The organism is Rhodanobacter hydrolyticus, from assembly GCF_044904645.1.
On the sequence record NZ_JADIKK010000007.1, the window covers coordinates 367,975 to 394,377 of the forward strand.

18 protein-coding genes are annotated in these 26,403 nt (G+C 64.4%); 3 read left to right on the forward strand and 15 right to left on the reverse strand.

What is annotated here, in order from left to right:
* Positions 1-5 precede the first annotated feature (5 nt).
* From ISP25_RS01750 to ISP25_RS01810, 13 genes are all read right to left on the reverse strand, one after another.
* Positions 6-860 carry an alpha/beta fold hydrolase gene (locus ISP25_RS01750; RefSeq protein ID WP_404611873.1) on the reverse strand — a complete coding sequence of 285 codons (855 nt, stop codon included), beginning with the start codon at positions 858-860 and terminating at the stop codon, positions 6-8.
* A 121-nt stretch (positions 861-981) separates the two neighbouring features.
* Positions 982-1,449 (reverse strand): SRPBCC family protein, encoded by a 468-nt coding sequence (locus tag ISP25_RS01755; RefSeq protein WP_225578338.1) that lies wholly within the window; start codon positions 1,447-1,449, stop codon positions 982-984.
* 10 nt (positions 1,450-1,459) lie between these two features.
* Positions 1,460-1,858, reverse strand: coding sequence for an ArsR/SmtB family transcription factor (locus tag ISP25_RS01760; RefSeq protein ID WP_225578337.1), 399 nt, complete (start codon positions 1,856-1,858; stop codon positions 1,460-1,462).
* Between the two features lie 265 nt (positions 1,859-2,123).
* The gene (locus tag ISP25_RS01765; RefSeq protein WP_404611875.1) at positions 2,124-7,178 is read right to left on the reverse strand and encodes an ESPR-type extended signal peptide-containing protein; all 5,055 of its coding nucleotides are present in this window, start codon (positions 7,176-7,178) and stop codon (positions 2,124-2,126) included.
* A gap of 108 nt (positions 7,179-7,286) precedes the next feature.
* Complete coding sequence (locus ISP25_RS01770) at positions 7,287-7,835, reverse strand: hypothetical protein (protein WP_404611877.1); 549 nt, start codon at positions 7,833-7,835, stop codon at positions 7,287-7,289.
* Entirely contained in the window at positions 7,823-7,984 is a 162-nt protein-coding gene (locus tag ISP25_RS01775) for a hypothetical protein (RefSeq protein ID WP_404611879.1), read from the reverse strand. The genes ISP25_RS01770 and ISP25_RS01775 overlap by 13 nt, the downstream gene beginning before the upstream one ends.
* Before the next feature lie 390 nt (positions 7,985-8,374).
* Positions 8,375-8,938, reverse strand: coding sequence for a hypothetical protein (locus ISP25_RS01780; RefSeq protein ID WP_404611881.1), 564 nt, complete (start codon positions 8,936-8,938; stop codon positions 8,375-8,377).
* A 96-nt stretch (positions 8,939-9,034) separates the two neighbouring features.
* The gene (locus ISP25_RS01785) at positions 9,035-9,907 is read right to left on the reverse strand and encodes a S1 family peptidase (protein WP_404611883.1); all 873 of its coding nucleotides are present in this window, start codon (positions 9,905-9,907) and stop codon (positions 9,035-9,037) included.
* A 147-nt stretch (positions 9,908-10,054) separates the two neighbouring features.
* A complete protein-coding gene (locus tag ISP25_RS01790; RefSeq protein ID WP_404611885.1) occupies positions 10,055-11,431 on the reverse strand; it encodes an aminotransferase class V-fold PLP-dependent enzyme in 1,377 nt (458 codons plus the stop codon).
* Positions 11,425-12,036 carry a rhodanese-like domain-containing protein gene (locus tag ISP25_RS01795; protein ID WP_404611886.1) on the reverse strand — a complete coding sequence of 204 codons (612 nt, stop codon included), beginning with the start codon at positions 12,034-12,036 and terminating at the stop codon, positions 11,425-11,427. Before ISP25_RS01795 ends, ISP25_RS01790 begins: the two co-directional genes overlap by 7 nt.
* A complete protein-coding gene (locus ISP25_RS01800) occupies positions 12,006-12,545 on the reverse strand; it encodes a YeeE/YedE thiosulfate transporter family protein (protein ID WP_404611888.1) in 540 nt (179 codons plus the stop codon). Before ISP25_RS01800 ends, ISP25_RS01795 begins: the two co-directional genes overlap by 31 nt.
* Positions 12,542-13,051 (reverse strand): YeeE/YedE thiosulfate transporter family protein, encoded by a 510-nt coding sequence (locus tag ISP25_RS01805; RefSeq protein ID WP_404611890.1) that lies wholly within the window; start codon positions 13,049-13,051, stop codon positions 12,542-12,544. The genes ISP25_RS01800 and ISP25_RS01805 overlap by 4 nt, the downstream gene beginning before the upstream one ends.
* A 2-nt stretch (positions 13,052-13,053) precedes the next feature.
* Positions 13,054-13,974 (reverse strand): sulfurtransferase, encoded by a 921-nt coding sequence (locus tag ISP25_RS01810; protein WP_404611891.1) that lies wholly within the window; start codon positions 13,972-13,974, stop codon positions 13,054-13,056.
* 153 nt (positions 13,975-14,127) lie between these two features.
* Here ISP25_RS01810 and ISP25_RS01815 point away from each other — a divergent pair, with 153 nt between their 5' ends.
* Complete coding sequence (locus ISP25_RS01815) at positions 14,128-15,327, forward strand: sensor histidine kinase (protein ID WP_404611893.1); 1,200 nt, start codon at positions 14,128-14,130, stop codon at positions 15,325-15,327.
* Positions 15,324-16,076 carry a LytR/AlgR family response regulator transcription factor gene (locus tag ISP25_RS01820; protein WP_404611894.1) on the forward strand — a complete coding sequence of 251 codons (753 nt, stop codon included), beginning with the start codon at positions 15,324-15,326 and terminating at the stop codon, positions 16,074-16,076. Before ISP25_RS01815 ends, ISP25_RS01820 begins: the two co-directional genes overlap by 4 nt.
* A gap of 805 nt (positions 16,077-16,881) precedes the next feature.
* Here ISP25_RS01820 and ISP25_RS01825 read toward each other — a convergent pair.
* The gene (locus ISP25_RS01825; RefSeq protein WP_404611896.1) at positions 16,882-23,160 is read right to left on the reverse strand and encodes an autotransporter-associated beta strand repeat-containing protein; all 6,279 of its coding nucleotides are present in this window, start codon (positions 23,158-23,160) and stop codon (positions 16,882-16,884) included.
* A 380-nt stretch (positions 23,161-23,540) separates the two neighbouring features.
* Between ISP25_RS01825 and ISP25_RS01830 the strand changes: the two genes are divergently transcribed.
* A complete protein-coding gene (locus tag ISP25_RS01830; RefSeq protein ID WP_404611898.1) occupies positions 23,541-24,926 on the forward strand; it encodes a PQQ-dependent sugar dehydrogenase in 1,386 nt (461 codons plus the stop codon).
* A 230-nt stretch (positions 24,927-25,156) separates the two neighbouring features.
* Here the strand turns inward: ISP25_RS01830 and ISP25_RS01835 are convergent, their stop codons facing one another.
* Complete coding sequence (locus tag ISP25_RS01835; protein ID WP_404611899.1) at positions 25,157-25,951, reverse strand: SDR family NAD(P)-dependent oxidoreductase; 795 nt, start codon at positions 25,949-25,951, stop codon at positions 25,157-25,159.
* Positions 25,952-26,403 lie beyond the last annotated feature (452 nt).

The window sequence follows — 26,403 nt, forward strand, 5'->3', positions numbered from 1 at the left end:
CTCTCCTAACCTACTGCCTTCATTGCAGATCCAAGGAAGCGTTGGACGATCTCCGGCAGCATCGGATCGACGGGGATCGTGTAGTGGGTGGTGTTCGGCACGATGGCGAGCTGGTTTGCGGGTCGCAGGGAGCCATCGATCCCGGCATCGCGCTGGCCGCCTCCCAGCGCCTTCCAGAACTCCACCATGTGTTCGGGCCGGATGGCGTCTGCGTCGGCATAGACCAGCAGTGTGCGTGCCTGAAGCTTGGCGACCTCGGCGCTCCAGTCGAAGGGACGTTTGGTCATGTCGCCGACCTTCCTGAAGAGGTTGGTCCAATCGACATCGGGATAGGCTTTCCCTAACGGGGATGCCTTGACGCCAGGGCCGAGCGTGGCGGCGTTCGCCTCCAGCTGTTTGAAGGCCTCCACCCCTTCCGGATAAAAGCCGTCCTGCTTCATCGCCGTGGACACGAGCACGAGCCGGTCGACCACGTCCGGATGGCGGATAGCGGTCTGCAGTGCGACGCTGGAGCCCAGCGAGTAGCCCATGACGTCGGCCTTGCCGAGGTTCAGATGGCCGATCAGGGCGGCAATGTCGTCACCCATCGTTTCACTGCGCAGTGGCCTGGCGGTGTCTGGCGTGCGCCCGTGTGCCTGGAGATGGGGGGCGATCACCTGCCGACCCTTGGCCAGTACGGCCAGATTGCTCCCGAAGCTGTCCGGGTCGATGCCGCCGTGGAGAAGAATGAGCGGCTTGCCGGCGCCATGCACGCTGTAGAAGAGATGCTGGCCATCGACGTCGGCAAAATGCTCGTTCGACATGGTGGGAGTCTTCCTGGCTTGAATGGGAAAGACCGCAGTCAGTACTGCGGTCGCCATGGCAGTCTTCAGGAAATCGCGTCTGAGCATATCGTCCTCACATGGCGCCGAACGGGTCAGCGCCGTGGTGATCGTGCGTTTTTATCGCCATCCCTTCCATACACCGGCGACTGCGGCGTGGTCACGATCTGCCAGCGAGCAACTCATCCAACTGCGCGAACTGTTCGGGCAGGCCTTCCGCCGAGCCGGCGAGGGCTTCGTCGAGGGCCGCTTCCGTGGGGTAGATTTCGTGAAAGGTGAGCAGCGTCTTGCCGGCGTTTTCTTCGAACGTTACCGTGGTCACGGCACCCTGGTCGCTGTCTTCGTTCGTCCATACGAGACGCTTGTGCGGCGTTACTTCTTTGTACGTGCCGAAGAACGCCATCGGTTGATCGAAGTCCGGATGGCTGAACACGAGGCGATACGTACCCCCGGTGCGAATATCCATGTCGCACGAGACCAGCGACATGCCCACCGACTTCGGAACCCACCACTGCTTGAACAATTCGGGTTTGCTCCACGCTTCGAAGACGATGCGCGCGGGGGCATCGAACGTTCGCGTCACGACCAGTTCGCGGTTGGACTTGCGCTCCACAGTGGTGCGGTTCATGGCGGCGGAACTACCTTCTTTTGCTTCTGGCATTTGCCTTCTCCTCGCGTTTCAAGTGGTCGACAAGCTCGTCCAGCGCGTCGAAGCGCGCGCTCCAGAGTTCGCGGTGCCGCTCGATCCAGGCGGTCTCTTCTTCCAGCCGGCGCAGTCCGAGCTTGCAGGTTCGTACGCGCCCGACCTTCTCCGTGGTCACGAGTCCCGCCTGCTCCAGGATGCTGACATGCTTCTTCATGCCCGTGAGGGTCATGCGAAACCGTTGGGCGAGGTCGGTGACTGAGGCATCTGCACGCCCGAGCTGCTCCAGCACGCCGCGCCGGGTGACATCGGAGAGCGCGGCGAACGTTGCGTCGAGGCGGGCTTGATAGTGAACCATTTGGTTCACTGTAAGGTGCGCTTGGGTGATTTGCAAGCGGATGACCTTACGGGCGCAAATCGCATGTAGCTCCCCTGTCGCTCCGAACCCAAGCTGCGTATGCCGAGCTTGGGTAACGTTCCGAGCGTCGGCTTTATGGCAGCCAGATCAAGACATCGGGGTCCCTCAGGGTTGAAAGCAGATGGCGGCCCCGCCCCGATTACCGTTACTAACCAGGGAAGCACTGCTTCACATTGGCTCAAATCAACAAAGACGTTTCAGAGGGCATTGAGGGGCCTCCAATCGATGTCCCGCGTGTTGCCTAGAATTGCTTGGTGAAGCCAACACTCAACGCGTTGTCGCTCAGGTGATTGGAGAACTGCCCCTGGTAATCCAGGTACAGACCCCACGATGCAGCCGCCTTCGCGGTGATGCGTGCGCCCACCGTGGCCATGCCGCGGCCCAGGTTGTCGGCGGGCATTGCGAACACGGTGCCGTCTTGCGAGGTTTCCTGCACCACCGGCGTATTGTCGCTGCGTGAGTTGTAGCGATAGCCGACGTCGAGCTGCGGCACGTAGCTGACACCTTGTGCGACGAATGCATGCGTGAAGGAGACCTGCGCATACGGCTGCATGGTGTTGTACGTGGTGCGTGCGCCGTTGACCGCGAAGACGTAAGCGAGCGGGTTGTTGCTCGGCACGGTTTCACCAAAGGCATTCATGGTCTGGTGCTGATAAAGCGCACCCACGACCGGCGTGACTTGCCACTGCGCGGCCGTCAGCGGCCATGCGGCCTGCAGCGCAGCCGATGTGATGCTGCCATCCGGATCGGCAATCGCGTGACCGATACCTGTTGCGCGATTCACCCCATAGCTGCTGTGCGCTGCGTCGAGCACGCCCGAAAGCACGACGGGGCCCGCATCGCCGAACACGTACAAGCCGCCATGCACATGGTCGATGCTGCCGTTGCCACCGTCGTGATCGTTGCCATTGATGCGGTCGTAGCCCGCTTCCACACCAATATGCACCACGTCAGCCACGGCGTGATCCCAACCACCCTGCAGGCCGAACGTTGTGCTGTTCAGACCGTTGCTGCCCGAGAGCGAATCGGTGCCGCCGCTGTATTGCATCCACAAGCCACTGTTGCACGAGGAGGTGACGGCGTTGGTGTGCGCCCCGTTTGCCGTACCGCATGAGGTGTCGGCCGGACGCAACGTTGCCCCCATCACGGTGACCAACGATTGTTGTCCGACCAGATCGACGCTACGTATCAGGTTCGCGTATACGTCGCCGTCGTGCGGCTGGACAACGGTCGGCGGCGCTATCGGTGTTCCCGGTGCCGCCAGCGTCAGCGCGACCGCCGTTGCGCCGTACGACACCTTTGCGTCAAGACCCGTGGGCACCGAGCCCGTCGCGTTTGTCGTCGCGAAGGTTCCGCTCACTGCGTCGGCCCGCAACAACGTATACGTCGCACCGGTGTAGGTACCTGGCGCGTAAACCAGGCTCAGCGTGCCGGCAAGCATGGCGTTGCCGTTCACTACCAACTCGGAGGCTTGCGTCGGCGTGATATCGATCTGCATCGATGCATCGCCGTTCTGCGTGTAGTTGCCGTTGATGGTCAACACGCCCACCGAACCACCCGGCCATACCGTGCCGTCGCTCGTGACATTGCCATCGATTGCGCCGTGACCGCGCAGGGTACCGCCTGCGTCTACCGTTACGCTGCCTGCAATGGATGCACCGCTGTGCGCGCTGTCGCCTACTTCCAACGTACCTGCTTGTACGGCCGTGCCGCCGGTGTAAGTGTTTGCACCATCAAGAATCAGCGTGCCGCTGCCGATTTTCGCGAGGTTGCCCGAGCCGCTGATCGCACCGTTGTAGATGCCGCTGGTCGACTGGTCGAGCGTGAGGTTGGCGCTGCCGCCACCTACCGGCGAGAACGTCACGTTGCCGACGATGCTGGCGGTGTTACCAACCAGCGTGCCGTCGGTGATCGTCCACGACTGGTTCGCGTTGCCGGTGCCGCTCAACGTCCACGTGCTGCTGCCGCTCTTGCCAAGATTCGCGAAGCCCTGAATCGCTGCGCCGCTGCCTACCACACCCATTGCACCCAGATTGAAGGTTGCGTTGGCGCTGCCGCCAAGCACGAAGACGTCGCCGCCATTCGTGGTGCCGCTCGTGCTCACCACATTGCCGGTGAACACATAGCCCGCTTCCACGATCAGCGTATTTCCGCCGCCGCTCAGATCCACCGCATCCGCCTGAGCGCCGCTTGCGCCCGAGCCACCGGCGATATGGCCGCTGTTGATGACGGTCGAGCCGCCGGTCGAGACGACGCCTACGCCGCCATACGCACCTGCGCCTCCGCCATTGCCACCGTGCACCGAACCGGCATTGGTCAACGTGAAGCCGGTGCCGGACACGCCCACGCCACCGTTGCCGCCATTGCCGGCGATGGCGCCCGTACCGCCAATACCGCCATTGCCGCCAAGGATCGAGGCGTCGGCATCGTTGGTAATCGTGTCGCCCGTTCCGGCGCTAATGCCGGCGCCCCCCACTCCGCCCGCGCCGCCAACCCCTTGCGCTCCGGCCAAGCCATTGGATGCGCTGAAGGAATAGCCACCACCACCGCCCGCACCGCCGTTGCCGCCGGCACCGCCGTTGCCGCCGGTGACGGTAGTGCCGAGACCCGTGTTGGTGAACGAGCTTGCGCCGATGAGGACGACGCCCGTACCGCCGGCGCCGCCCGCGCCGCCGGCACCGCCGGCCCCGCCGTTGCCGCCGGCGTGCCGATACGAATAACCACCCGCGCCACCGGTGCCGCCCAACCCGCCTTGACCACCCAAGCCGCCCTGCAGGGCCCCGCCATTGGTTAGAGTCACTCCCGCGCCCACGATCGCCGCACCGCCGTTGCCACCCGCACCGCCCGCACCGCCCGTGCCACCGGCGCCGCCAGCTCCAGCCACCGCTGTCCCTCCGTTGGCCGACTCAGACCCCATCCCGCCGATGCCGCCGGCGCCGCCGTAACCACCCAAGCCGCCGGTGATGGTGCCCTGGTTGGCAAGCGAAATCGTGCTGCCGATGACGGCTGCGCCGCCATTCCCGCCGCCGCCGCCGGCGCCGCCGTAGCTGCCGCTGACACCCACGGTCCCGGTGCTCGCCATACCACCAAAATTCCCGGCGCCACCCGTGCCACCTGAGCCGCCGCCGCCGCCTTGGAGTATTCCTCCGGCACTGTTGGTCACCGTGGCGGCGTAACCGCTGACCGCCGAACCGCCGCCGCCACCGGCACCGCCTGCGCCACCCGGCCCGGTGGAACCCAGCGTGGACGTGTCGTCGCTGGACGACGATCCGCCGAATCCACCGTTGCCGCCCATGCCACCATTACCGCCGGTACCGCCCTGGATGAACGCGGAGTTGGTAGCGGTGAAGTCACCACCCTGCACGCCCGAGGCGCCATAGCCGCCCATGCCACCCGCGCCACCGGCACTGCCGGCGCCGCCGTGATTGCCGCCGTAGCCGCCATTGCCGCCCACGCCGCCAGCGCCACCGACTCCGCCGTAGCCGCCGTAGATCCTCGCGTTGTCGCTGTTGGTCAACGTGAATTGGCTGCCGGATACCGCGGCGCCGCCGGCGCCGCCCTGACCGCCGAGCGCACCGGCGTAGGTGCCGCCGCCATTTCCGGTCGAGTCGGTACCGCCGTCGCCAGCACTCCCGCCGGCACCGCCCAGGCTGCCGGCACCGCCGGACAAACGGCCCCGGTTGGTGAGCGTAAAGCCGGTGCCCGACACCGCATATCCACCCGCACCGCCGGCACCGCCCTCGCCGCCGGCGCCCCCGTGATAATTCGTATAGCCACCCGAGCCGCCACTGGCCCCATTGCCGCCGGCGCCGCCGATGCCACCTACGCCACCGAGGATCGAGCTGCTGTTGTTGGTCAGCGTGAAGCTATAGCCGCTGACCGCCGCCGCACCGGACACGCCAAACTGGCCGGACGTGCCGCTGAAACCACTGTAGGTGCCATTGCTGCCGTGCGAGCCGTTGGCGCCCGAGGTACCGGCCACGAAGACGCCACCGCTGCCCGCGCCGACCGTCAAAACGGTACCGGAGGACATTTGGAAGCCGCCCGTGAAGGCACTGCCGAAGCCGTCTAGATCCAGTTCGCCGCCTTGAACCGACCACGCCCCGACGGTGGTGACGTTCCCGACACTATCGAGCGTCCAGGTTCCCGAGCCGGTCTTTTCGTAATGGTTGAAACCCTGGTACTGCGCACCGCTACCGTAATCGCCGATCGAACCAGAGAGCGTCGCGTTGGCGCTGCCATCCAAATCGAGCGTGTCGCCGCCATTGGTGGTACCGCTGCTGCTGACCACATTGCCGGTAATGCTCGAACCCGATTCCAGCACCAGCGTGTTGCCGCCGCCGCTCAGATCGATCGCGTCGGCCTGCGCGCCGGAAAAACCAACACCGCCGGCGATGCTGCCATTGTTGATGATGGTGGAACCGCCCGTCGCCACAACGCCGACACCACCCGCACCGCCCAGATAGCTGGTACCGGCTGCGCCACCATTGCCACCGACGATGCTCCCGTTATTGGTCAGTGTTGAACCGACCAACGCTACGCCAACACCACCCCCGCCAGCGATTCCGCCTGTGCTGTTGCCGCCGGCGCCGCCAGTGATCGTTGCACCGGCGCCATTGGTGACCGTACTGCCCGTGCCGGCATACACGCCCGCGCCACCACCACCACCGCCACCGCCATAGCCCGGCGAGCCAGAGAGGCCGCCATTGCCCCCCCTGCCGCCCACGATGCTGCCCGGATTGGTGAAGGATGTACCGCTGACGGACTGGCCCACGCCACCGCCGCCACCACCGCCACCGCCGCCGTAAGTTGGACCAGTAAGGTCGCCACCGCCACCGCCGCCCCCACCATTGCCCAGCGTGCCCAATCCGCCGCCAACACCTGCCCCCCCGGGTCCTGCGCTACCGGCTCCACCGGTGTTGTTGGCACCCTGGCCCGCTGAACCCACGCTACCGCCCGAACCACCTGCGCCGCCACCGTTGGCGTAGGCACCGGATGTGACAGCCCCGGCACCGCCTGCACCCGATTGACCGCTGGCAGTACCAGCACCACCGTCCCCGCCATTCGCACCGCAAACCGCGGTCGTGCTGGGCACGCAAGTCTGCGCCATCGCCGGCGTCGTGATCGCCGCCAAGGCTGCACTCATCGCGATCGCCAACAGGCGCGACTTCAACTCCCGTTTCGAAGACACGCTCGCACCGTTGACCACGCCGCCTTGCGGCGCGTTTGCCAACTCCGACGCAACTTGCATGACGCAGAGTGTGCGGTTGAAAACAAGGTGGTAAATGCGATTCACGATGTGTCCCCTGTTGATTTTTATTCGTTTGATTTATGCATCTTGGTTAGCCGATTGCCTTGTGCATCCCAGTGCAGCGGGCAAGCGGCCATCGATCTGAAAAAGTCGTCAATTGCACGTACGTGCGCGCTTCAAACCACCCGCACCTGGCGCGGATTCAGCGCGAGATCGAGCCAGAAGGCATCGCTTTCGAAACGACGAAACACATCCGGCGGCAACACGCTGGTGCGCTCGCGTACAGCGATTTCTTTGCGCGCGGCATGCAATCCCGGCGCGCAGGTCGAATTCATCGGCGTGATAGCTGATGTCGTCGAAGCCGTGCTTGCAGGCGGGCTCGCCGATGAAGTCATAGATTGAGGCAATCGCGCGTGCCGGATCGCTCGTCGGCGTTTCGTAACGCAGCAACATCAGCTTGGAGGCTTCATCGCCGTAGAAAGCCTCTTTCAAACCGTTGTACGCGCAGCCAACCATGCCTTCGCCGTTGGCCAACCCTTCGACGCGCGAATACACGGTTCCGCCAGGCACATAGTTGAAGATGGACGAAGGCTTGAAGGCGTCCTTGCGGATCAGCCGTTCGATGCTGTCGATGATCCATGACACGTGCCGTACGCAGGCGATGCCCCTGCCGTGCTGGAACAGCTCTTTCAGATGGCGCATCTTGGTGCACCACGCTTGGTGTCGAACACTACCTCGGCGCCGTATTCGGGGCCGTAGTAGTTGTCGAACAGACCCTTGAGCATCCGACGGCGCTGCTCATCGGAGATGAAGACCGAATAGTTGAAAGCACTCCCGATTGGGCCGCCCATCCCCCCATGGAATCGCGGGTTCTGGCTCAAGATCGCTGACAGCAGCGTGGCCCCGGACCTGGGAAGGTCCGAGACAAAGTGAACAGATCGCACATGCATCCCAAAGACATGTAGTCGCGAAGCACAGCAATGACCGTGCCACCGTCAACAAAAGTGAGACCTACGGCACATATGGCGGCTCAGCGAGGCCGCAAGTAATTGCTATCGACCGGGAGCACTCTTCGAGTCATCTTGTGACCCGGCGCGACATGTGACCAATCGAGCGCCTGCACCTCATGTCCTCGAGCAAACCCCTTTTGACACGGTTCTGTTCTTGGGTAACCGGTCTCCGTCATGGGTCGAACGCGGTCCTGCTCTAGCCCCCGATAACAGTCCCTGATCGCCCTGCCCTCATGCCTCACGCAAGGGCTCCGGCCGCGAACCCATATTCTTCGGCCCAGGTGCATGGCTGGCTGGCGCCCAGTCCCTAGGGCTGTGTCGTGGCGTGTTCCAATCTTCGTACCTGAGCGGTACGACGATATCGAGCTGCAGACTCTTCACCGTGACTGGATAGAACCTGTTGGGCCAAGAGCATTCGTGCCAGTTGTCGCAGGAGCGTTGACAGTCGTGTCTCGCGGTTTGCGGGTAGGCGCATACTTTTGGATTAGGCAGGCTGGCTTTGTTGCCCTCGGAGAAAAAGGACAGGCGGTAGCCGACCGACTCGCCAATGATCGTGACCCGATCGCCGCCGGCGTCTTTGACGAATGCGGCAGCCGTGATGGCGGCGGAAAAGGCTTGCGCGTTGGTGAGTACGAAGATGCGACCGCCTGGCGCGAGCAAGTCCGACAGCGCATGTGCGAAATGCCAGGTGTCGATGTATTCGCCACCGCCATCGCCATCGCCACGCAGGTCGAGTATCACGGCGCAGGGCGGGTTTGCGCGAAGCGTTGCCTCCGCCGCGACGAGAAACGGCACAATCCGGTGGCTACCGACGTCCACGCCACGCGGATCTCGACGCTAGCTATGCGGTAGATGTTCCGCTTACGACAACACGGGTGAGTCGCCCTGGATTCAATGTGCGGTCATGGTTTGATCAATCCACCCTGCATAAAAGCCCACCCGCGCCGCCGCAAAGCGCTGCCCGCATACGCCCATGCGGAATGAACCATCCTGCATTTGCCGCACGACGCGCTCCACTTCGCTGGCTGTCCCATCCAGGCCGTGAGTGACGCCGGCCAGGTAGGTGTGACCAGCCACGAGGACGGTGACTGGGCCGCCGCTGTCGCCGCCCGCTGTGGCGCCGCTGAGGGCCGGGGCGCCGGCACTGCAGTCGAATACGTAACGCAGCCAGGGCCCATCAGTCTGGGTCAGGCGATTCTGTGCGCGCCGCAGTTGAGTGCGATGACTTTCACTATCCGGCGCACCAGTTAGCTCGGTGCCGGTGGCGCCCGCGCCGTAAACCGTGCTCAGCATGCCGGGCTTGGCGTTGCCGCGATCGATCGGCATCGGCGCAACGTCGGTCACGGGCTCGGTGAGTTCCAGCAGGGCAATGTCGTGCATGCTGGCCATCGCCGCCATGTACTGGTGCACAAAGATGTCGGGTTTCGCCGTTTTGACCTGCTTGAACATCTGCTGCCAGGCGATTCGCGCAGCGGGGTAATCAGGGTAAACAACGATGCGGCTCACTGCCCGTCGCCTTCCGTTCACGGTCACGAAATGCTCTTCAGGCATGATTTGCATCATGTGCACCGCATGGGCCGCAGTAATCACCCAGCGTGGGGCAATCAGCGTGCCGTGACCTTCGTCGGGCAGATCGACCAGCGCGGGCATGGTTCGCGGGTCGACGCGGTAACGCGCATCGGGCTGCTCGTGGCGTGTCACGATAGCATTGGCGCTTGTACTGAGCAGCAACAGTGGAAGAGCGAGACGCAGGATGATCTTCACGTGGTTCCTTCGGTTGGCGTGATTGATTCGTTTGGCGCAACGGTTGGTCATCCGTGGATGGCTTCAGAGACGCCGTGGATGGCTCCGGTCTTGTGCATGCGCAGCTTGGTGTCCTGATCCGCAACATGCGCGTCCGCCACGCCGGGTCTACTCGCTGCAGGCAGCAATCAATGCCACGGCACGCGCGATGTCTTCGTACGTCGTGGGTGCGCCAACGGATAGGCGCAACGCACCCACGGTGGCAGCACGTCCCGTACAGCGCCGGAACGCGTCAATGCTGAAGTTGCCTTCGAGTTTGTCGAAGCAGTGCTCCACGCCTATGGCATCGAGTCCGAATGCTTTCTCGGCCGTCCCGGGATTGCAGAAGCAGCCGCCCCGAATGGCGACGCCGTGTTCTTGCGCCAGCTGTTCGACGTGCTCGTAGCGCAGCACGCTGCCGTCGTTCTGCAATACGTTGAAGGCGACGATGCCGCCCCGCTGCTCCATATCCGGAGGGCCATACAGACGCACCAGCGGCGCGCCATTGCTGTGCCGTAGCGTCGCTGCCAGTGCCAGGAAATGTCGCACGAGGGACTGAATATGGGCGCGCAGGCACGGGCGCGGCATGCTGGCGAGAAAGGCGAATCCGGACTCGATGGCGGCGAGGTCGAGGAAGTTGGGAGTTCCGTCCTCGAATCCCCCGTATCCCGGCTTGAGAGCGTGCCGCCCGTGCGCAATGGACACGAACTCCACCGTTCCACCCGAGAACCACGGCCTCCGAAGGCGACCCAGAGCCGACCTTTTCGCTATCAACGCGCCGACACCGGTCGGCAGGCCGAATAGCTTGTAGAACGAACACACGACGAAGTCCGCGGAGTGCTCCCTCAGGCTGAGTGCGCCGGACGGCCCGGCCGCCGCCGCGTCGACCAGAACATCGCATCCGAGTGCCTGGGCCTCTTCGACGAGCGACAGGTCGTGGAGCACGCCGGAAAAGTTGGACTGCTGCGGGAATGCGAACAAGCTCCTGCCTTGTCGTTCGATGCTCGCTCGCAGGTTCGCGGATCCGTGGTCGAGTCGGAGTTGCGCATCCAGCGGCAACACGCTGACGGTTGCCTGTGTGCGCCTGGCAAACTCCCGCATGCCGGTGACGGAATTGTGGTTGTCGGCCGAGAGAATGAGCCCGCGGCGCAGCGAAAACGGATAGCTCTCGGCGACGAGCTTGATGGCTGCCGTCGCATTGGCGGTAAAGCAGACGTCGTAGATGTCCGGATCGGCATCGAAGAAGGCCAGTGTCGCGGCACGGGCGGCCGCTTGCGCGGCGGCGCTGTTGCGTGATGCGAGATGCTCCGAATGGGGATTGCCGAAAATCCCCTGCGCCAGCCGCTCGCCATGCGCTCGTGCCTGCGAGGCACCGTACAGCGCGCTCGCCGCGTAATCGAGATAGGCGATGCCGGCAGCATCCAGGCGTGCGAATTCGCTGGCGCGAAGCGCGGCGAAGTCGAAGGCGTCGGCCGCATCGGTGGATTCCATGGCACGCGTCAGCATCCGCGCCTCCGCGAGCCATGCCCGATCCGCGTCGCACTCGCAACGTTGCCGCCCTGCTCCGCCCCGATCCGGGGAGAGCCGCCGAAGTAATGGCTCAATGCCTCGATCCGTGAACGCTCCGCGGGCGAGGCATTGGGCGGCAGCAGTGGATACAGAACCTCGTCGCGCCAGTCGGCAAGGCCGCCCGGCACGAACACCGCCTGGGTCACGCCGAGCGAGCGCAGCATCACCCAGGCCTGGCCCGCATGCGCCCCTTCCTGCGAGTAAAGGACGATGGTCTGGCCGGGCGCAAAGTGCGACTTCGCCAACTGGTCGATCGGCACGTTCTCCGCCGTCGGGATCGGGTCATCGCGAAACTCAGCGGGCGAACGCACATCGATGACGCGGAGCCCGGGCCGGCGATCGCGTATCCACTCCGCAAGCTGGCGCGCACTGACGTGGTCGGAGCCTTCATCGATCGCCCGCGCGATTGAATCCAGATCCAACCCTCGCGGCTGCGTGCGAAAGAGACTGCCTGCGAAAGGCGCTCCCAAACCCAATGCAAGCGCACTGATGCCCAGTTGTCGCACGAGTTTCATGGTCCTGCCTCCCGCTTTGCGATCCATGTCAGCACCGAAACGGCGACCACCGTGACCAGCGCCACCATGACTCCGTAAGGCAGGCCCGTGAGGCGTTGGAGTGTCAACGGGCCATACGGCGTCGAGCGATAGAAAGGTTCGATCGCGGGAAAGGCCATGCCGACCAGCAGCACGCCTGCGAACAACCCAAGCATCGTCGCGGCACCTTCGACGCGGCCGCTGGCCAACGCTACGCAGGAGGTGCCCGGGCACAGGCCGCTCAGCACGAAGCCGAGCCCGAAGACCAGTCCGCCGAGGAGTTGCGGAAGCAGATACGTATCGGGCACGTAGAACGCTGCGGAATCAAACACGCCCAGCCGGCCGCCCCAGAAGGCACCGAGCATCGCGGTCAGCATCGCGCTCAGCATGACCTTGAGTACGGTGAAATCCCGCAGATAGAACTGGCCGGCGAGCTTCGGCGGATCGCCCAAACCGGCGCATTCGAGTGCACAGCCGAATGCCACGCCGATACCTCCCGCGACCAGCAGATCGTTCATGGCCAGAGCCTGCGCACGAGTGGTGCGGCGAGGAAACCTGCCAGGAACAATGCCGCCATGAAGATCCAGGCACCGACACTCAGCACCGCACCGCCGCTCAATGCGAGGCCGCTCGTGCAACCGCGTGCCAGCGCCGCCCCGATGCCCATCAACGTGCCGCCGGCGACTCCGGCGAACAGCTTGCCGGCGGACGGACGGATGGCGTGGACGGACGTCAGTCGCGTTCGCCCTGCCAGCGCCGCCGACGCGGTGGCGCCGATCAGCACACCGATGATTTCAACGACAATCCAGGCAGTCCACGGCGATCCGTCCTGGAGGTAGCTGAGGAAGTAGGCACTATGTGCCGCCGCTTCCGGCGAGACGGTGCCGACGACACCGCTGGCCACGCTCGCGAATGCACCGGACGCGCCCAGTCCCTGCCCCGTCAGTGCGAAGCAGGCAAGCAGCAGCAGGCCGAGGCAAACGCCCGTCAGGTGAGGTTCGGCATAAGGACGGCGTGTGCGCATCGTCAGCGCTCGACCGGCAGATTACGCATCGTCCAATCTTCGAATGAGCCGTCGTACAGCACGGCATCGATCCCCGCGGCACGCGCTGCGAACAACACCGCCGTTCCCTGCTGGCCGATGTGGCAATAGGCAATCACCCGATCGCCCGTCTTCACCCCGGCCTTGCGGAACAAGGCCAGCAGTTCGGCCGGTTTCTTCAGGGTGAGATCGTCGTTGGTGATGTCGGTGTACGGCAGGCTGTGCGCGCTCGGAATGTGGCCGCGGCGGAGGTGACCATCTGCTCCGCTCTCTTCCAGGCCGTCGTAGTACATCGCGGCACGCGCGTCGATCAGCACGTAACCTGGTTTGCGGGCGTGTGTCTGCACAAACGCCGCATCGACGACGGTTGGCTGAAGATTGAAGGGTGCCAACGTTCCTGGCGTAACTGCGACGGCCCGGTCAGTAACGGGCCGGCCTTCGCGGCGCCACTTCGGCATGCCGCCGTCGAGCAGGTCGGCGCGCGCGCCCAGTCCGGCCGATTGCAACGTGAACCATACTCGCGTCGACGCGGAGACCTGGTCGTTGCCGAAGTACACCACGACGCGGGAACCGTCGGAGATGCCCAGGTCCTGCAGTCGCTGGCGCAATGCCGGTGCCGTCGGCAATTCCAGCGAAAGCTTGCTCGACGTGGCGGCGACGTCGTCAAGATGGACGAAGCGCGCGCCGGGGATATGCATCGCCTTGTCTTGCGACGCTTCGCCAACCTGCAGCAACACGAGGTTGGGGTCGTGCAGGTGACTGGCCAGCCACGCGGTGGATACCCATGGCTCGGTTTGCGTGGCGTCCTGCGCAGCGGCTTGCGCGTGCAGGCAGTACGGCATGGCCGTTGGTCCGACGAGGATCGCGAACGCTATGGCAGCCTTCGCCAGAATCTTGATCTGCATGGTTACTCCCGATGTCGTGTGTGCCGCAGATATAGGGCACGCCCGAGCGCAGCGGGATGGACATGCGACGGAACCGGTCGACGATGCGATGAAACGGCCCTGCTGCGGATGGTTCGTGTGCGCACCGGCGCATGCTTTGCTAACGTGTCACGCATGGATTTTCCCAACGACGACCTGCATGCCCGAGTGCCGCAAAGCGTGATGTCGGACCTGGATGGTTGGGCGCTCTATCAACGCTTCCGCACCTTCACCTGGCCCTGGTTGCTGCGCCGGGGAATCGTGCTGTGGCCGCTGGCAGTCGTTGCCGGTTGCACGTATGGCCTCTGGCATGCGTCGGGCACGGGGGCATGGGGCGACTGGCCCGGACTGGCACTGCGGGCTTGCTCCGCATCGCTGATCACGGTCTCGACTGGCCCCTTCCTCGCGACGCTGATTCGATATCGGCGCTTTCCGGTCACCTTGGAACGCGTGCTGGTGGTCCTGGCGATCCTGCTGGGGCTCTGGCTCGGGGCCGTCGCCCTGAACTGGGTGGGCGCCTATCACGCCCATCTCATGCAGGCCTATGCCGGGCACCACATGCGAATCAACTGGCTAGGCATGGCCGTTTCAAATTTTCTCGGCTCCACCGTCAATGCATCTGTGTTTGCCCTGATCCTGGCTGGCGGCGGTTACGCAACGCTCTACTATCTCGGCGAGCGGCGGCGCATCGCCCAGTTCGCAGCCGCCCGCCAGATCGAGAACCTGCGTGCGGAACGGAATGCGGCCGACATGCGGCTGGCCCTGCTGCAGGCGCAGGTCGAACCGCATTTCCTCTTCAACACGTTGGCATCGGTGCGGTCGCTGATCGCCAGCGAACCCGGGCGCGCGGCGACAACCATCGATGCGCTTGCGGCCTATCTGCGCATCGCCTTGCCACGCATCCGCACGACGGGCATCGAAGAAGCCACGCTCGGTCGGCAGATCGATCTTTGCCTGGGCTATCTCGAGATCATGAAGGTCCGCACGGCTGGCCGCATCGAGGTTCGTGTCGATGCGAGCGACGAGATCCGGGCCATGTCCTTCCCCCCATTGATCCTGCTGACGCTGGTGGAGAACGCGATGACCCACGGCATCGAGCCGAAGCTCGGCCCCGGCAGTATCGAGATCATCGCCGGCGCCGCGGACGGCTTCCTGAGCGTGCACGTCCAGGACGATGGCCGAGGCTTGCAACCCGGCACCACACCCGGCCTGGGCCTCGCGAATGTTCGCGCCCAGCTTCACGACCGTTTCGGAGCGCGTGCGCGCTTCGAGATCGCATCACGTACCGGAGGCGGGGTGAGTGCAAGCATCCACATTCCGCTCGCGTCCCCATGACCGCACCCATCACGGCCCTTGTCGCCGAAGACGAAGAACCGCAGCGAACGGAGCTGCGCGGCATGCTGGCACGACTGTGGCCGGAACTGGTCGTCATCGCGGAATGCGACAATGGCGCCACCGCGCTCGATGCATGGACATCGAAGAAACCGGACGTCGTCTTCCTCGACATCCGCATGCCGGGACTCAGCGGCCTCGAGGTGGCGCAGCAGGCCGTAAGCCCCGCCCAGGTCGTCTTCATCACCGCGCACGACGAATTCGCGATAAAGGCGTTCGATGCCGGCGCCATCGACTACCTGCTCAAACCGATCCGCGCCGACCGCCTCACTGAAACGGTGGCACGCTTGCGCAGTCGTCAGTCGGCCACGCAGGTCGATCTGACGGCGTTGATCGACAGCCTCGCGGGCCGGTTGAAGCCCGTGGAGACGATCAGCTGGATTACCGCCAGCATCGGCGACACCCTCCGGATGATCCACATCGGCGATGTCATTCTTTTCCAGTCCGAGGAAAAGTACACCCGCGTCGCCACCGCCACCGATAGCGCATACATCCGTACGCCGCTGAAGGATCTGATACCCAAGCTCGATCCTGAAGTCTTCTGGAGGGTCCATCGCAACGCCATCGTCCGCGTGTCGGCGATCCGGCAGGTCAAGCCGGACGGGGATGGCCGCCTGGTGGTCTGGCTGCACGGCATTGCCGAGCCGCTTCGCGTGAGCGACGCATTCCGCCACCGCTTTCGCGCCATGTGATGTGGTGTACGGAACAGAGATCGGCCATCGAGAGCCCGGACGTCTCAATGGCTTGGCCTGCAAGCACTGCGGCCAAACGAGTAACAGGTCCACGGCCCTGAGCCGCTCCGGACAACACGCTACTCGCGATAACACGGGCTAACCGTTGGGGTGGCCGCTGTTGCTGAATCTCATGATGCTGTTTGCGCCAGTCCGCGTATGACCAACACGCATGGCCTTGCTTCAAACAGCGTAAGAGTGATGCGTCCGCCGCCGCGGCGTGGGCTGCGGCGGCGCAAAGAACTCCGGAGTTGATCAGTCAGGGAAACACTGGTGTCCATGAGGACCCGGATGACTACCTGGCGGACAGATCAGTCCCGTCCTTGCATCTTCGACACAGCCGTTCAACGCAGCAAGCATCAGGACGCAAAGAACGAGCAGCATACTTTGCTTAAAAGTTTTCATAATTAGTCCTCCCTCTTTCGTTGATAGCCAACCGCTCCGTTACGCGAACGGCATGCCTACAAAACGCGACTAATTAGCGCAGGCCGACCGCCGTCATGTTGCTGAGTAGCTGACTGTTCAGCGTAGAGCCCAAAATTCAAACGTTGCAGCCTGCCCAATGGCAGCGGCGCGGGATCAAGCTGCACCAGCAAACAACCGCAGCACCTCCCGCCACATATCGGAAGGGCACTCGGTTCGACGTTCGTCTCACTCCAAGGCGACGTTAGTGAACATCTGATTTCGGGAAGACTGTTGGGAACGTCCTCGCCAAATTTCAACCTACGCGCTCGCCCGACATCTCATCGGACGGTACGACGTAGCCTCAGAACTTCCAGTCGAGGCTGATGCGCGCGGCCTGGTCAGAAGCACGATGCCCGAACTGTCCCTGATAGCTGGCGTCCGCCGATACCGTAGGCGTGATCGTGAAACTGATGCCGCCGCTGATGGCCGCTGCATCCTGCGCCACCGGCAGCCCGGCGACCTCGAAGCTGTCGCCGCCGCCGGCGAAGCGCTCGGTAGTGGTGGGCAGCGTGTCGCCCCACGCTCTCTGCCAACCCAGGCTGGCGTGCGCATGCAAACCGTGGTTGGGCGCACCCAGGTCGAAGGTGGCGCGCAGACCCAGCGTGGCGTAACCCACGCCGCTGTCCTGCGATGCCACGTCGAGCGCGGCCGGCGTGCCGCTTTCGCCAAATGCCGGCGTGTGCAGGTTGTCATAGGCCAGGTTCGCGAACGGCGCCAGCATGGCGTTGCCAAACGCGATCGGCCAGCTCGCATCGACATAACCCTGCGCGGCATGGGCGTGGTAATCGCTTTGCGCCGTTCCCGCGAACGATCCGAAGCCGATGAAGCGGTTCGTGTCGACGTGTTGCAGGCCGTAGATCGCACCGCCCTGCCATTGCAGCGGGCCGGTTTGTGCCATGCCATAGATGCCGATGTGCTGGTCGAGTACATGCGAGGACGAGCCCAGCGTGGCGATGCGCGTCGTGCCCTGGCCGGAGCCGATGATCGCGCCCAACCTCGCATCGTCACCCACCGGCAGATCGGCGCCCACCAGCATGCCGCTGCCATTCGCGCTGAAGCTGGATGCATTGCCGTCACCGTCATGGCTGCCCCAATGGCCCCACACCGAGGTCCACGCGGTGACGCCATGATCGTCGGTGACATTCAGCCCGTTGGCGTTGTTGGTCATCCCGGCGAGGTGTTGGCCGATCGCATCGCGCACGTAGCGATCGTCGTCCTGGATCGCCGTGCGCGTGGAAGCGTGGATTTCGCCGTTCAACTGGTCGAAGGCGCGACGTGCGGCGGGCGCGTCCAGCACCACCAGCGCACTGTAGGCTGCGTTGGCGAAACCCAGCATGTCTGCCGCTGTCGCGACTGCTCGCTGGTTGGGTGTCTGCGCCACGGTGCTGAAGTTGATGTCATTGCGCTGCAGCGACAGCGTCACCGTAGTCGTGCCGTAGGCCAGCATGGGTGTCAGGAACGGCAGGCTGCTGCTTGCCGAGGCGAATTGTCCGTTGATACCGCCCGCAGCGGTGAGCACGGTATAGCTGGTACGCGACATCCAGGTGCCGGCATCAGCGAGCACCAACGCCGTGCCTGCCAGGTTGGCCGTGCCGCCGACGCTCAGCAGACTGGCCTGGCCAGCGGGCGTGGCTTCCACTTCGAACACGCCGTCGGACGCCTGGGTGTAGTTGCCCCGAACCGTCAACGTGCCGATCGAGCCGCCTGCCCACAGGGTGCCGTCGTTGGTGACGTTGCCGCCGATCGTGCCGTGGCCACGCAAGGTACCGCCGCTTGCTACCGTAACGTTGCCGCCAAGCGTTGCCAACGGCGTGCCGGCATCGCCGACTTCCAGCATGCCGGCCTGCACCGTGGTGGTGCCGGCGAAGCCGCTGCTGTTGCCGTCCAGGATGAGCGCACCAGCACCCTGCACCACCGTACCGCTGCCGGAAATCGCACCCGTGAATTCGAACGCGTCGCTACGGAGAAACGCGAGCACGCCATGGACGCCGATGGTCACGTTGCCCGCGATGGTGCCTGTGGTGCCGTTGTTGCCGATCTGCAACGTGCCTTGATTGACCGTGGTGCCACCAGCGTAGGTGCCGGTGCCAGCAAGTACCAGATAACCTGCGCCATCCTTGATCAGTGCACCCGATCCGTCGATGTTGCCCGACACAGTGAGGTTGCCGACGGTGTCGAACGTGCCGCCGCCTGCCAAGGTGATGTTGCGCGCCGTGTTGAACGAGGCCGTGTTCGCCAGCGTGCCGCCGTTGAAGGCGAGACTGCCCGACGAGTCGCCCAGATTGGCATCGCTAGACACCGACAGCGTGCCACCGGAGATCGTGGTGCCGCCAAGATACGTGTTGCTGCCCCCGAGGGTCTCGGCCCCGCCGGCCAGCGTGATGCCACCGTTGCCGGTGATGGTGCCGCTGAAATTGCCGGCTGCATTCGTCAGCGTCAACACCTGGCCGCCGAGGCTCACCGTGCCGTTGCCGTCGAGTGAAACGATCGACGCGCCGTTGCTGGTGCTCGTGATATCGAAGATGGCGCCGCTGGCGACATTGACGTCAGACGAATGGGCCAGTGCGCCGCCGCCCGACAACGCCAGCATGCCGCCATCGATCACAGTGGCGCCGGTATAGAGATTGGAGCCGGACAGCGTTTCGTTGCCGCTGGCGAGCGTGAGCCTGCCGGCGCCAGAGATCGTGCCGGCAAAGTTGCCGCTGGCCTGGGTCAGCGTGAGCGTCTGGTTGCCGAGACTGACGACGCCACTGCCGTCGAGCGACACGATGGACGCACCGCTCTGGGTATTGCCGATATCGAAGGTGGCGCCGGTGGCGATACTCACGTCCGCGGAATGGGAAATGTTCCCGCTGCCCGACAGGGAAAGGGTACCGGCGCTGATGGTGGTGTCTCCGGCGTAGGTATCGGCACCGGTGAGCGACAGCACGCCTGCGCCGCTTTTCGCCAGGCCACCGCTACCCGTCAATGCCTGCGCTACCGTGAACACATTGGCGGCATTGTCGATATCAAAGCCGCCACCTGGATTGCCCCAGACCATGCTGCGCGCCGTCTGGTTGAAGGTGGTGCCGGTGACCTCCAGCGTACCGCCTTCGAAATCCAGCGGGTTGGTGCTCGCGCCGAGGTTGGCATCGGAGGACACCGACAGAGTGCCGCCACTCAGTACGGTCGTGCCCGTGTAGCCATTGACGCCATTGAGCACCAGCGTTCCGCCATCGGTCTTGTTCAGGCCGTTGACGCCGTCCAGTACGTTGTCGATGGTGGCGGTGTCGCCGCTGCTCACGCGAAGGACCGGCGCTGCGCCGCCCTGCCCCACCAGATCGATGGCGCCGCCCGTCAGGTGGTAGCCGTCACTGACGAACTGCATGCCGGTGGCGCCGACCGTGCCGTTGGTGTCGTCCACGGTGACCGTGCCGGATGCGCCACCGAAGATCGCAAAACCCGGCTGTGGCGACATCGGGCCGACATACTGGCCGGTGGTGTCGGACCAGGTGTTGGAAGACAACGACCACGTACCGCTGCCGCCGCCCAGCTGGGTCGGGCTGGCCAATCCGTTCGCATCCCACTCGTTCAGTGTGACGCCAAGCGTGTCGACCAGGTTGATCTGCTTGCTGACGGTGAGTATCTGCAACGTCATGCCGCTCGGCGGCGCAAAGCCGCCGCCGGTGATGCTCAACGAGCCGCCCCATTCAAAGAGGTTGTACAAGCCCGGCCCCATGCTGCCGAGATTGTTGACGTTGAGCGTGGAACTGCCGATCGACAGATTGCCGTTCACCATGACGTGATCGCTCTGGCCGGGCGTGCTGAAGTTGGGGCCGGGCGAGCCGAAGTCGAAGTTCAGCAGCGAGCCGGCGCCAATGGTGAGATCGCCGTTGACGGTCAACGTGCCCGCGGCGAGCGCACTGCCCGGCGTGAGCGAGGCGCCATTGGCAAGCATGACGCTGCCCTGCACGGTGCCATAACCGCCAAGCGTGCCTCCGTTGACGCTGACATCGCCGCCCACGGTAGCCGTGCTGTGCGAGCTGTCGCCGATGAGCAGCGTGGAACCGGATGCCACCGTGGTAAGACCGTTGGCGGTGTTGACGCCATTGAGGGTCAGCGTGCCGGAACCGCTCGTGGTCAGCGTACCGGTACCGGAGATCACGCCATCATAGATGCCGCTGCCGGTCTGGTTGAACACCAGTGCGGCGTCATTGACGATGTTGCCTTGCAGGCTGTTCGCATCGCCTTGCAGCGTGCCGGCGCTGATTGTCGTGCCGCCGCTGTAACTGTTGCCTCCGGCCAGTGTTAGCGTGCCGGTGCCGGTCTTGGTCAACGTGCCGCTGCCAGAGACTGTGCCGACATAAGTGCCATTGGCGGCCTGGTTGAATACCAGTGCGGCGTTGTCGGTGATGTCTCCCTGCAGGCTGTTCGTATCGCCCTGCAAGGTGCCTGCACTGACTGTCGTGCCGCCGATGTAACTGTTGCTTCCGCTGAGTGTCAGCGTGCCCGTACCCGTCTTGATCAACGTACCGTTGCCGCTGATATTGCCCGACACCGTCAGGTCGGCATCCGTCTGCAACGTTCCGGTGCCGACCAGGCTGATGTTGCGGGTGGTCACAAACACACCGTCGTTCTCCAGCGTGCCCCCGTTGAAAGCCAGCACAGCGGTACTCTGTCCCAGGTTGGCATCCGCCGAGACGACGAGCGTACCGCCGTTGAGTGTCGTCGCCCCGAGATAGGCGTTGGCACCGGAGAACGTCTGAATGCCGCCATTGAGCGTGACGCCGCCCGTGCCGGAGATCGCTCCGCTGAAATCGTCGTTCGCGGCGTTGTCGATCACCAGCGTATGCGTGCCCAGCGTCACCGTGCCGTTGCCGGAAATGCCGGCGACGGTAGCCGTCGCGCCACTGGTACCGCTGACATCGAGTGCGCCGCCATCGGCAACCTCAGCACCTTGAAGGTTCCCGTTGCCCGTCAGCAACACCGAACCCTGATTGATGGTGAACGCCCCGCTGAACGTGGACAGGTCACCCGAAAGCGTGAGCGGGCCCGCGCCGTCCTTGATGACCTGACCCGTGCCGCTCACCGAGCCGGCGAAGCTGCCCGCGGCAGCCTGGTTGAAGTCCACCACGGGCGTTCCGATGCCATTGCTCGCGAACGTCAGGTTGCCTTCGAAGGCGCTGGCGCTGCCGGTCAACACGCCCTGCTGGACGGTCCAGTCGGTGCCTGCGTTGCCTGTGCCGGTCAACGTCCAATTGCTGTTGCCGGTCTTGGTGTTGCTGGCAAAGCCATTGATCAGTGCAGCATCGAGGGAACCGTTGACGTCGCCCGCCAGCGTAAAGATGTCGCCGCCGCCGGTGCTGCCGCTGATGCTCTGGATGTTGCCGGTAAACGAGGCACCCGACAGGACCACCAGCTGGTTCCCGCCGCCGGAGAACAGCAGCGAGTCCGCCTGCATGCTGCCGTTGCTGCCGCCGGCAATGCTGCCGTCGGTGACAACCGTGACTCCACCCCAGCCGCGCACGCCGACACCCGGCGTACCGTCCTGTGCGCTCGGTATAGCGGAGGCAGTGTTGGCGTTGCCGCCGATGATCGTGCCCGCGTTCTCCAGCGACGAACCCACGCCCACGAGGTTGACGCCCGCGCCGCCGCTGCCGTAGCCGCCTGGCAGGTTCCCGCCATCCTGGTAAATCCCGGCGTTGCCCCCCAGGCCGCCGATGATCGTACCGGTGCTGTTGTTGGTAATCGCAGCACCGACGCCAAGTACCAGCAGGCCATCGCCGCCACCGCCGCCACTGCCGGCATACCCGCCATTGCCTCCGGCCCCGCCAGCGCCGCCAAGCAACCTGCCGTTGTTGATGAGGGATACGCCACCCGCACCCGCGGCAATGACCGCACCCGCGCCGCCGCCGCCACCGCCGCCGGGGTCGCCATTCGTGGCATTGCCGTTCGAAGCCGAGGCGGTCGCATCACCACCCCTGCCGCCCGCGCCACCGGCGATGGTCGTGGTAGTCCCCACAATGGGGGACGAATTGCCGTCGTTGATGTAAACGCCAGCCCCGCCACCGCCACCGCCGCCGCCTACGATGCTTGATCCGGACTCCGCCTGACCGGCGCCGCCGGTACCACCGGTGACGGACGAAACGACGCCCGGCGAACCGATCGCCCCTGCGCTGCCGCCCGCTCCACCGGTCGCAGTGATATTGACCGAACCTACGTCAAAGACCCCATCCGCGCCATTGCCACCCGTGCCGTTGGTGGCGGTGCTTCCCGCGCTTTCGCTGGTGTTGGGATTCCACACGATCGCGTCGCCGCCGGTGCCGTTGCCGGCGCCGCCATCCGGACTGCGGCCGGGGCGTCCGCCAATGCCACCCGACGCGCCGCAACCCGACGGGTCGCTCGACGTACAGGTCTGACTCCATGCCGGCGCGGTCACGCAAGCCAACGTCATGGTGGCGATTGCCAGCGCAAGCGGACGGCGGCGCAGGACGCGTGTTGCGGATGCGCCCGAAGACGAACCTTTCGTTCGCGTCAGCTCGGACGTCACCTGCACGACGGCCAGCGCCCGATTCCATATGAGTCGATACACACGGTTCATTCGATTTTCCCTGTCATGCGCCGCATCGCACGGCCGGCATGTAATAGCTATTGAGATTCGCGGCCGTTCAACGCCGCCGAAAGAGCCCTTCGCGCGAAAGGCCTTCGCGCACCAACGTTCACTGGAACATGCGCATGCCCCGCCTGTGCGCACTCACGCCGACGCGCTAATCGTGATCCATGCCGGACATAGCATCAACCACGATCCAGAAGGCGTCGTTTTCGAAGCACCGGAAGATATCCGGGGGCAATACCGTCGTGCGTTCTTGCCCTTGCACTCTTCCGCCAATCGTGTGAAAGCGGCGCCACCGCGGTCCAGCGTTTTGAAGTATCGGCAAACGCGTCCGCGATATTGAAGAGGCGCCGGACGGCTCGCTCTGGATGCTGGAAGATGCCGAACCCGGCGGCCTGCCACCTCACACCGGAATAATTCGGCGAATCAGCCGCCGCTTCGGGCACGCAATTGAAAAGAATCATCACACCGGGACGGCATTCGGAGCGCTAGGATGTTCGGGGTCACTCATTCGGGTGCAAGGAAACATGCAGATGATGAAGCTGGCATCCGGGGTCTTTCTTGCAGCTCTGCTGACAAGCGCCGCCCATGCGCAAACCAATGCGGGCGAACAGAAGTCCGACCCCAACCTTCCCTTCACCGTCACGAAGGTGGCGAGCTTCGATCTGCCTTGGCGCATCGCGTTTTTGCCCGATGGCCGCATGCTCGTGACCGAGAAGGTCGGCCGCGTCGATCTGGTGACTCCGCAGGGCGCCAAGACCGAGATCGGTGGCGTCCCGCCGAGCTATGTCGAAGGTCAGGACGGCATGCTGGGTGTCTTCCTCTCGCCGCATTACGCCATCGACCACAATGTGTATCTCACGTATGTCGCACCGGGTGACTACGGCGGCGGCGTAGCTCTGGGCCGTGGTCGGCTCGTGCTGGATGGCAAGCAGCCCCGGCTGGACGGTTTCCAGGTGTTGTGGCGGCAGATGCCCACGGGCAAGGGCGGTCAGCCCGGCGGCCAGATCGCGTTCTCGCCGGACGGCAAGTACCTGTTCCTCACGCTGGGCGACCGCCAGCGCTTCACTCCTGCGCAGGATCCCAACCAACCGGTGGGCAAGATCCTGCGGCTGACGCTGGACGGCAAACCCGCGCCGGGCAATCCGTGGGCAGGAAAGGTCGGTGCCCGCACCATTCCGCTGATCGATCCGGCAGCCGATACCGAGAAAGCCAAGGCCGCGCCGGTAGTCAGCACCTATACGTTCCCCGGGCCCAACCTGACGCCGGCGGAAACCTGGACCACCGGCCACCGCACCCCTTATGGCCTCGCCTTTGCTCCCGATGGCCAGCTGTGGGAACTCGAGCATGGCCCGCGCGGCGGCGACAGGCTGAACCTGATCGAGCGTGGCAAGAATTACGGTTGGCCGCTGGTCTCCTATGGCATCAACTATGACGGCGTGCCGATTCCCAGCCCGGATACGCGACCCGATCTCGCCAAGGCGGTGATCTATTGGACGCCGGTGATCGCGCCGGGCAATCTCATGTTCTACAAAGGCAACCTGTTCCCGCACTGGAACGGTAGCGCCTTGCTCAGCGGCCTCGTCAGCGAGGCCATCGTTCGCGTCACGTTTGACGGCAAGGGCGGCGCCACCGCGGTCCAGCGCTGGAGTATCGGCAAACGCGTCCGCGATATCGAAGAGGCGCCGGACGGCTCGCTCTGGATGCTGCAAGACGCAGATCCTGGCGGCCTGTTCCATCTCACACCGAAATGACTCGGCGAATCAGCCGGTGCTCGGGCACACGGACTGACACGAAGTCCAGGGACGCCGATACAGCGACAGGACGGATGAGGCGACAAACGTGACCGGAATACGATCGGGCGACATTCTCGCGGCCAGTCGCCCTGCTCCTGATAACTCGGTCCAGTCATCTGGCTCACCATCATGCCTTATCCCAGAACTGTCCCGAACCAGGTCTGGAAGCTGACGCGTCCCGGACCGACTCAGACAACCGATCGCACCACGCCGCCGTCCACGCGCATGGCGGCACCCGTGGTCGCCGAGGCCTGCTCCGAGGCGAGATACACTGAAAGGTTTGCCACTTCGTCCACGCTGGCCAGCCGCTGGATCAGTGAACTGGGACGGTGAGTGGTGATGAATTCCTTCTCTATCTGCGCCTGCGGCACGCCGCGCTCGGCAGCGATCTTGCCGAAAAATTCGCCCACGCCTTCGGACAGGGTCGGGCCGGGCAGGATGGCATTGACGGTGACGCCGGTGCCGGCGAGGGTCTCGGCCAGGCCGCGCGACACCGCGAGCTGGGCGGTCTTGGTCACGCCGTAGTGCACCATCTCGGTCGGAATCTGCACGCCCGACTCGCTGGACACGAACTGGATGCGTCCCCAGCCGCGCTGAGCCATGCCTTGTGCGTAGTGCCGCGACAGCCGCACGCCGCCCATTACGTTGACCTCGAAGAAGTGCTGCCAGTCGGCATCCGGAATATCGAAGAAAGCCTTGGGCTCGAAGATGCCCAGGTTGTTGACCAGAATGTCCACATCCGGCACCGAGCGGATCAGCACCTCCGCACCTGCAGCCGTGCCGAGGTCGGCGGCGACACCGTCAAGCCTCGCCTGCGGCAGTTCCTTCCTGACTGCGGCGAGAGCCGCATCGACACGCGCCTGCGTGCGGCCGGTAATGACGACGCGCGCGCCGGCGCCGGCCAACCCCTTGACGATGGCCAGGCCTATGCCGGCAGTGGAGCCGCTGACGATGGCGGTACGGGTGGAGAGATCGATATGCATGAGGGAATCCTTGGGTGCGTACAGATGATTCACTGAGAGATGTTCATGGAACGTGGCGGCTCACGTATGGCTGCAACCCGCATGCGGCATATCTGCCCGACGACGCCGTCCTCTTCACGTTGATATTGAAGGTGGTGTCTACATGCGTCTCGCTCAACCCGCCCGGCGCATCGACTTCGTAGAAGCCGGCGTTGGCGCAGAGCACGCCAGGACGAGCGTGGTCGCGGTCGATGCACTCGCAGACGAGACGGGTGTCGTCAAACCGGTCGCCTGAGGCCCCAACGGAGCTAGGTGGGCGAGGCCGAAGACATCGCCGAACTGGTTTCATATCCGGCCAGAGCGTCGCCCCGATATATGACGGGCTCAAGCCTCACCATCGATGGCGGGATGACGCTTTGATCCCGTGATGAAACAGGCAGCGGAAAAAAAAGCAGCCAGGGTCCGCGTATTCA

Bases quoted from the DNA above. Each gene is read 5' to 3' on its own strand.
- ISP25_RS01750 (WP_404611873.1), bottom strand. From the start codon at position 860: ATGGCGACCGCAGTACTGACTGCGGTCTTTCCCATTCAAGCCAGGAAG.
- ISP25_RS01755 (WP_225578338.1), bottom strand. From the start codon at position 1,449: ATGAACCGCACCACTGTGGAGCGCAAGTCCAACCGCGAACTGGTCGTG.
- ISP25_RS01770 (WP_404611877.1), bottom strand. From the start codon at position 7,835: ATGCGCCATCTGAAAGAGCTGTTCCAGCACGGCAGGGGCATCGCCTGC.
- ISP25_RS01775 (WP_404611879.1), bottom strand. From the start codon at position 7,984: ATGGGCGGCCCAATCGGGAGTGCTTTCAACTATTCGGTCTTCATCTCC.
- ISP25_RS01790 (WP_404611885.1), bottom strand. From the start codon at position 11,431: ATGCTGACGCGTGCCATGGAATCCACCGATGCGGCCGACGCCTTCGAC.
- ISP25_RS01795 (WP_404611886.1), bottom strand. From the start codon at position 12,036: ATGGATCGCAAAGCGGGAGGCAGGACCATGAAACTCGTGCGACAACTG.
- ISP25_RS01800 (WP_404611888.1), bottom strand. From the start codon at position 12,545: ATGAACGATCTGCTGGTCGCGGGAGGTATCGGCGTGGCATTCGGCTGT.
- ISP25_RS01805 (WP_404611890.1), bottom strand. From the start codon at position 13,051: ATGCGCACACGCCGTCCTTATGCCGAACCTCACCTGACGGGCGTTTGC.
- ISP25_RS01810 (WP_404611891.1), bottom strand. From the start codon at position 13,974: ATGCAGATCAAGATTCTGGCGAAGGCTGCCATAGCGTTCGCGATCCTC.
- ISP25_RS01815 (WP_404611893.1), top strand. From the start codon at position 14,128: ATGGATTTTCCCAACGACGACCTGCATGCCCGAGTGCCGCAAAGCGTG.
- ISP25_RS01820 (WP_404611894.1), top strand. From the start codon at position 15,324: ATGACCGCACCCATCACGGCCCTTGTCGCCGAAGACGAAGAACCGCAG.
- ISP25_RS01825 (WP_404611896.1), bottom strand. From the start codon at position 23,160: ATGAACCGTGTGTATCGACTCATATGGAATCGGGCGCTGGCCGTCGTG.
- ISP25_RS01830 (WP_404611898.1), top strand. From the start codon at position 23,541: ATGCTGGAAGATGCCGAACCCGGCGGCCTGCCACCTCACACCGGAATA.
- ISP25_RS01835 (WP_404611899.1), bottom strand. From the start codon at position 25,951: ATGCATATCGATCTCTCCACCCGTACCGCCATCGTCAGCGGCTCCACT.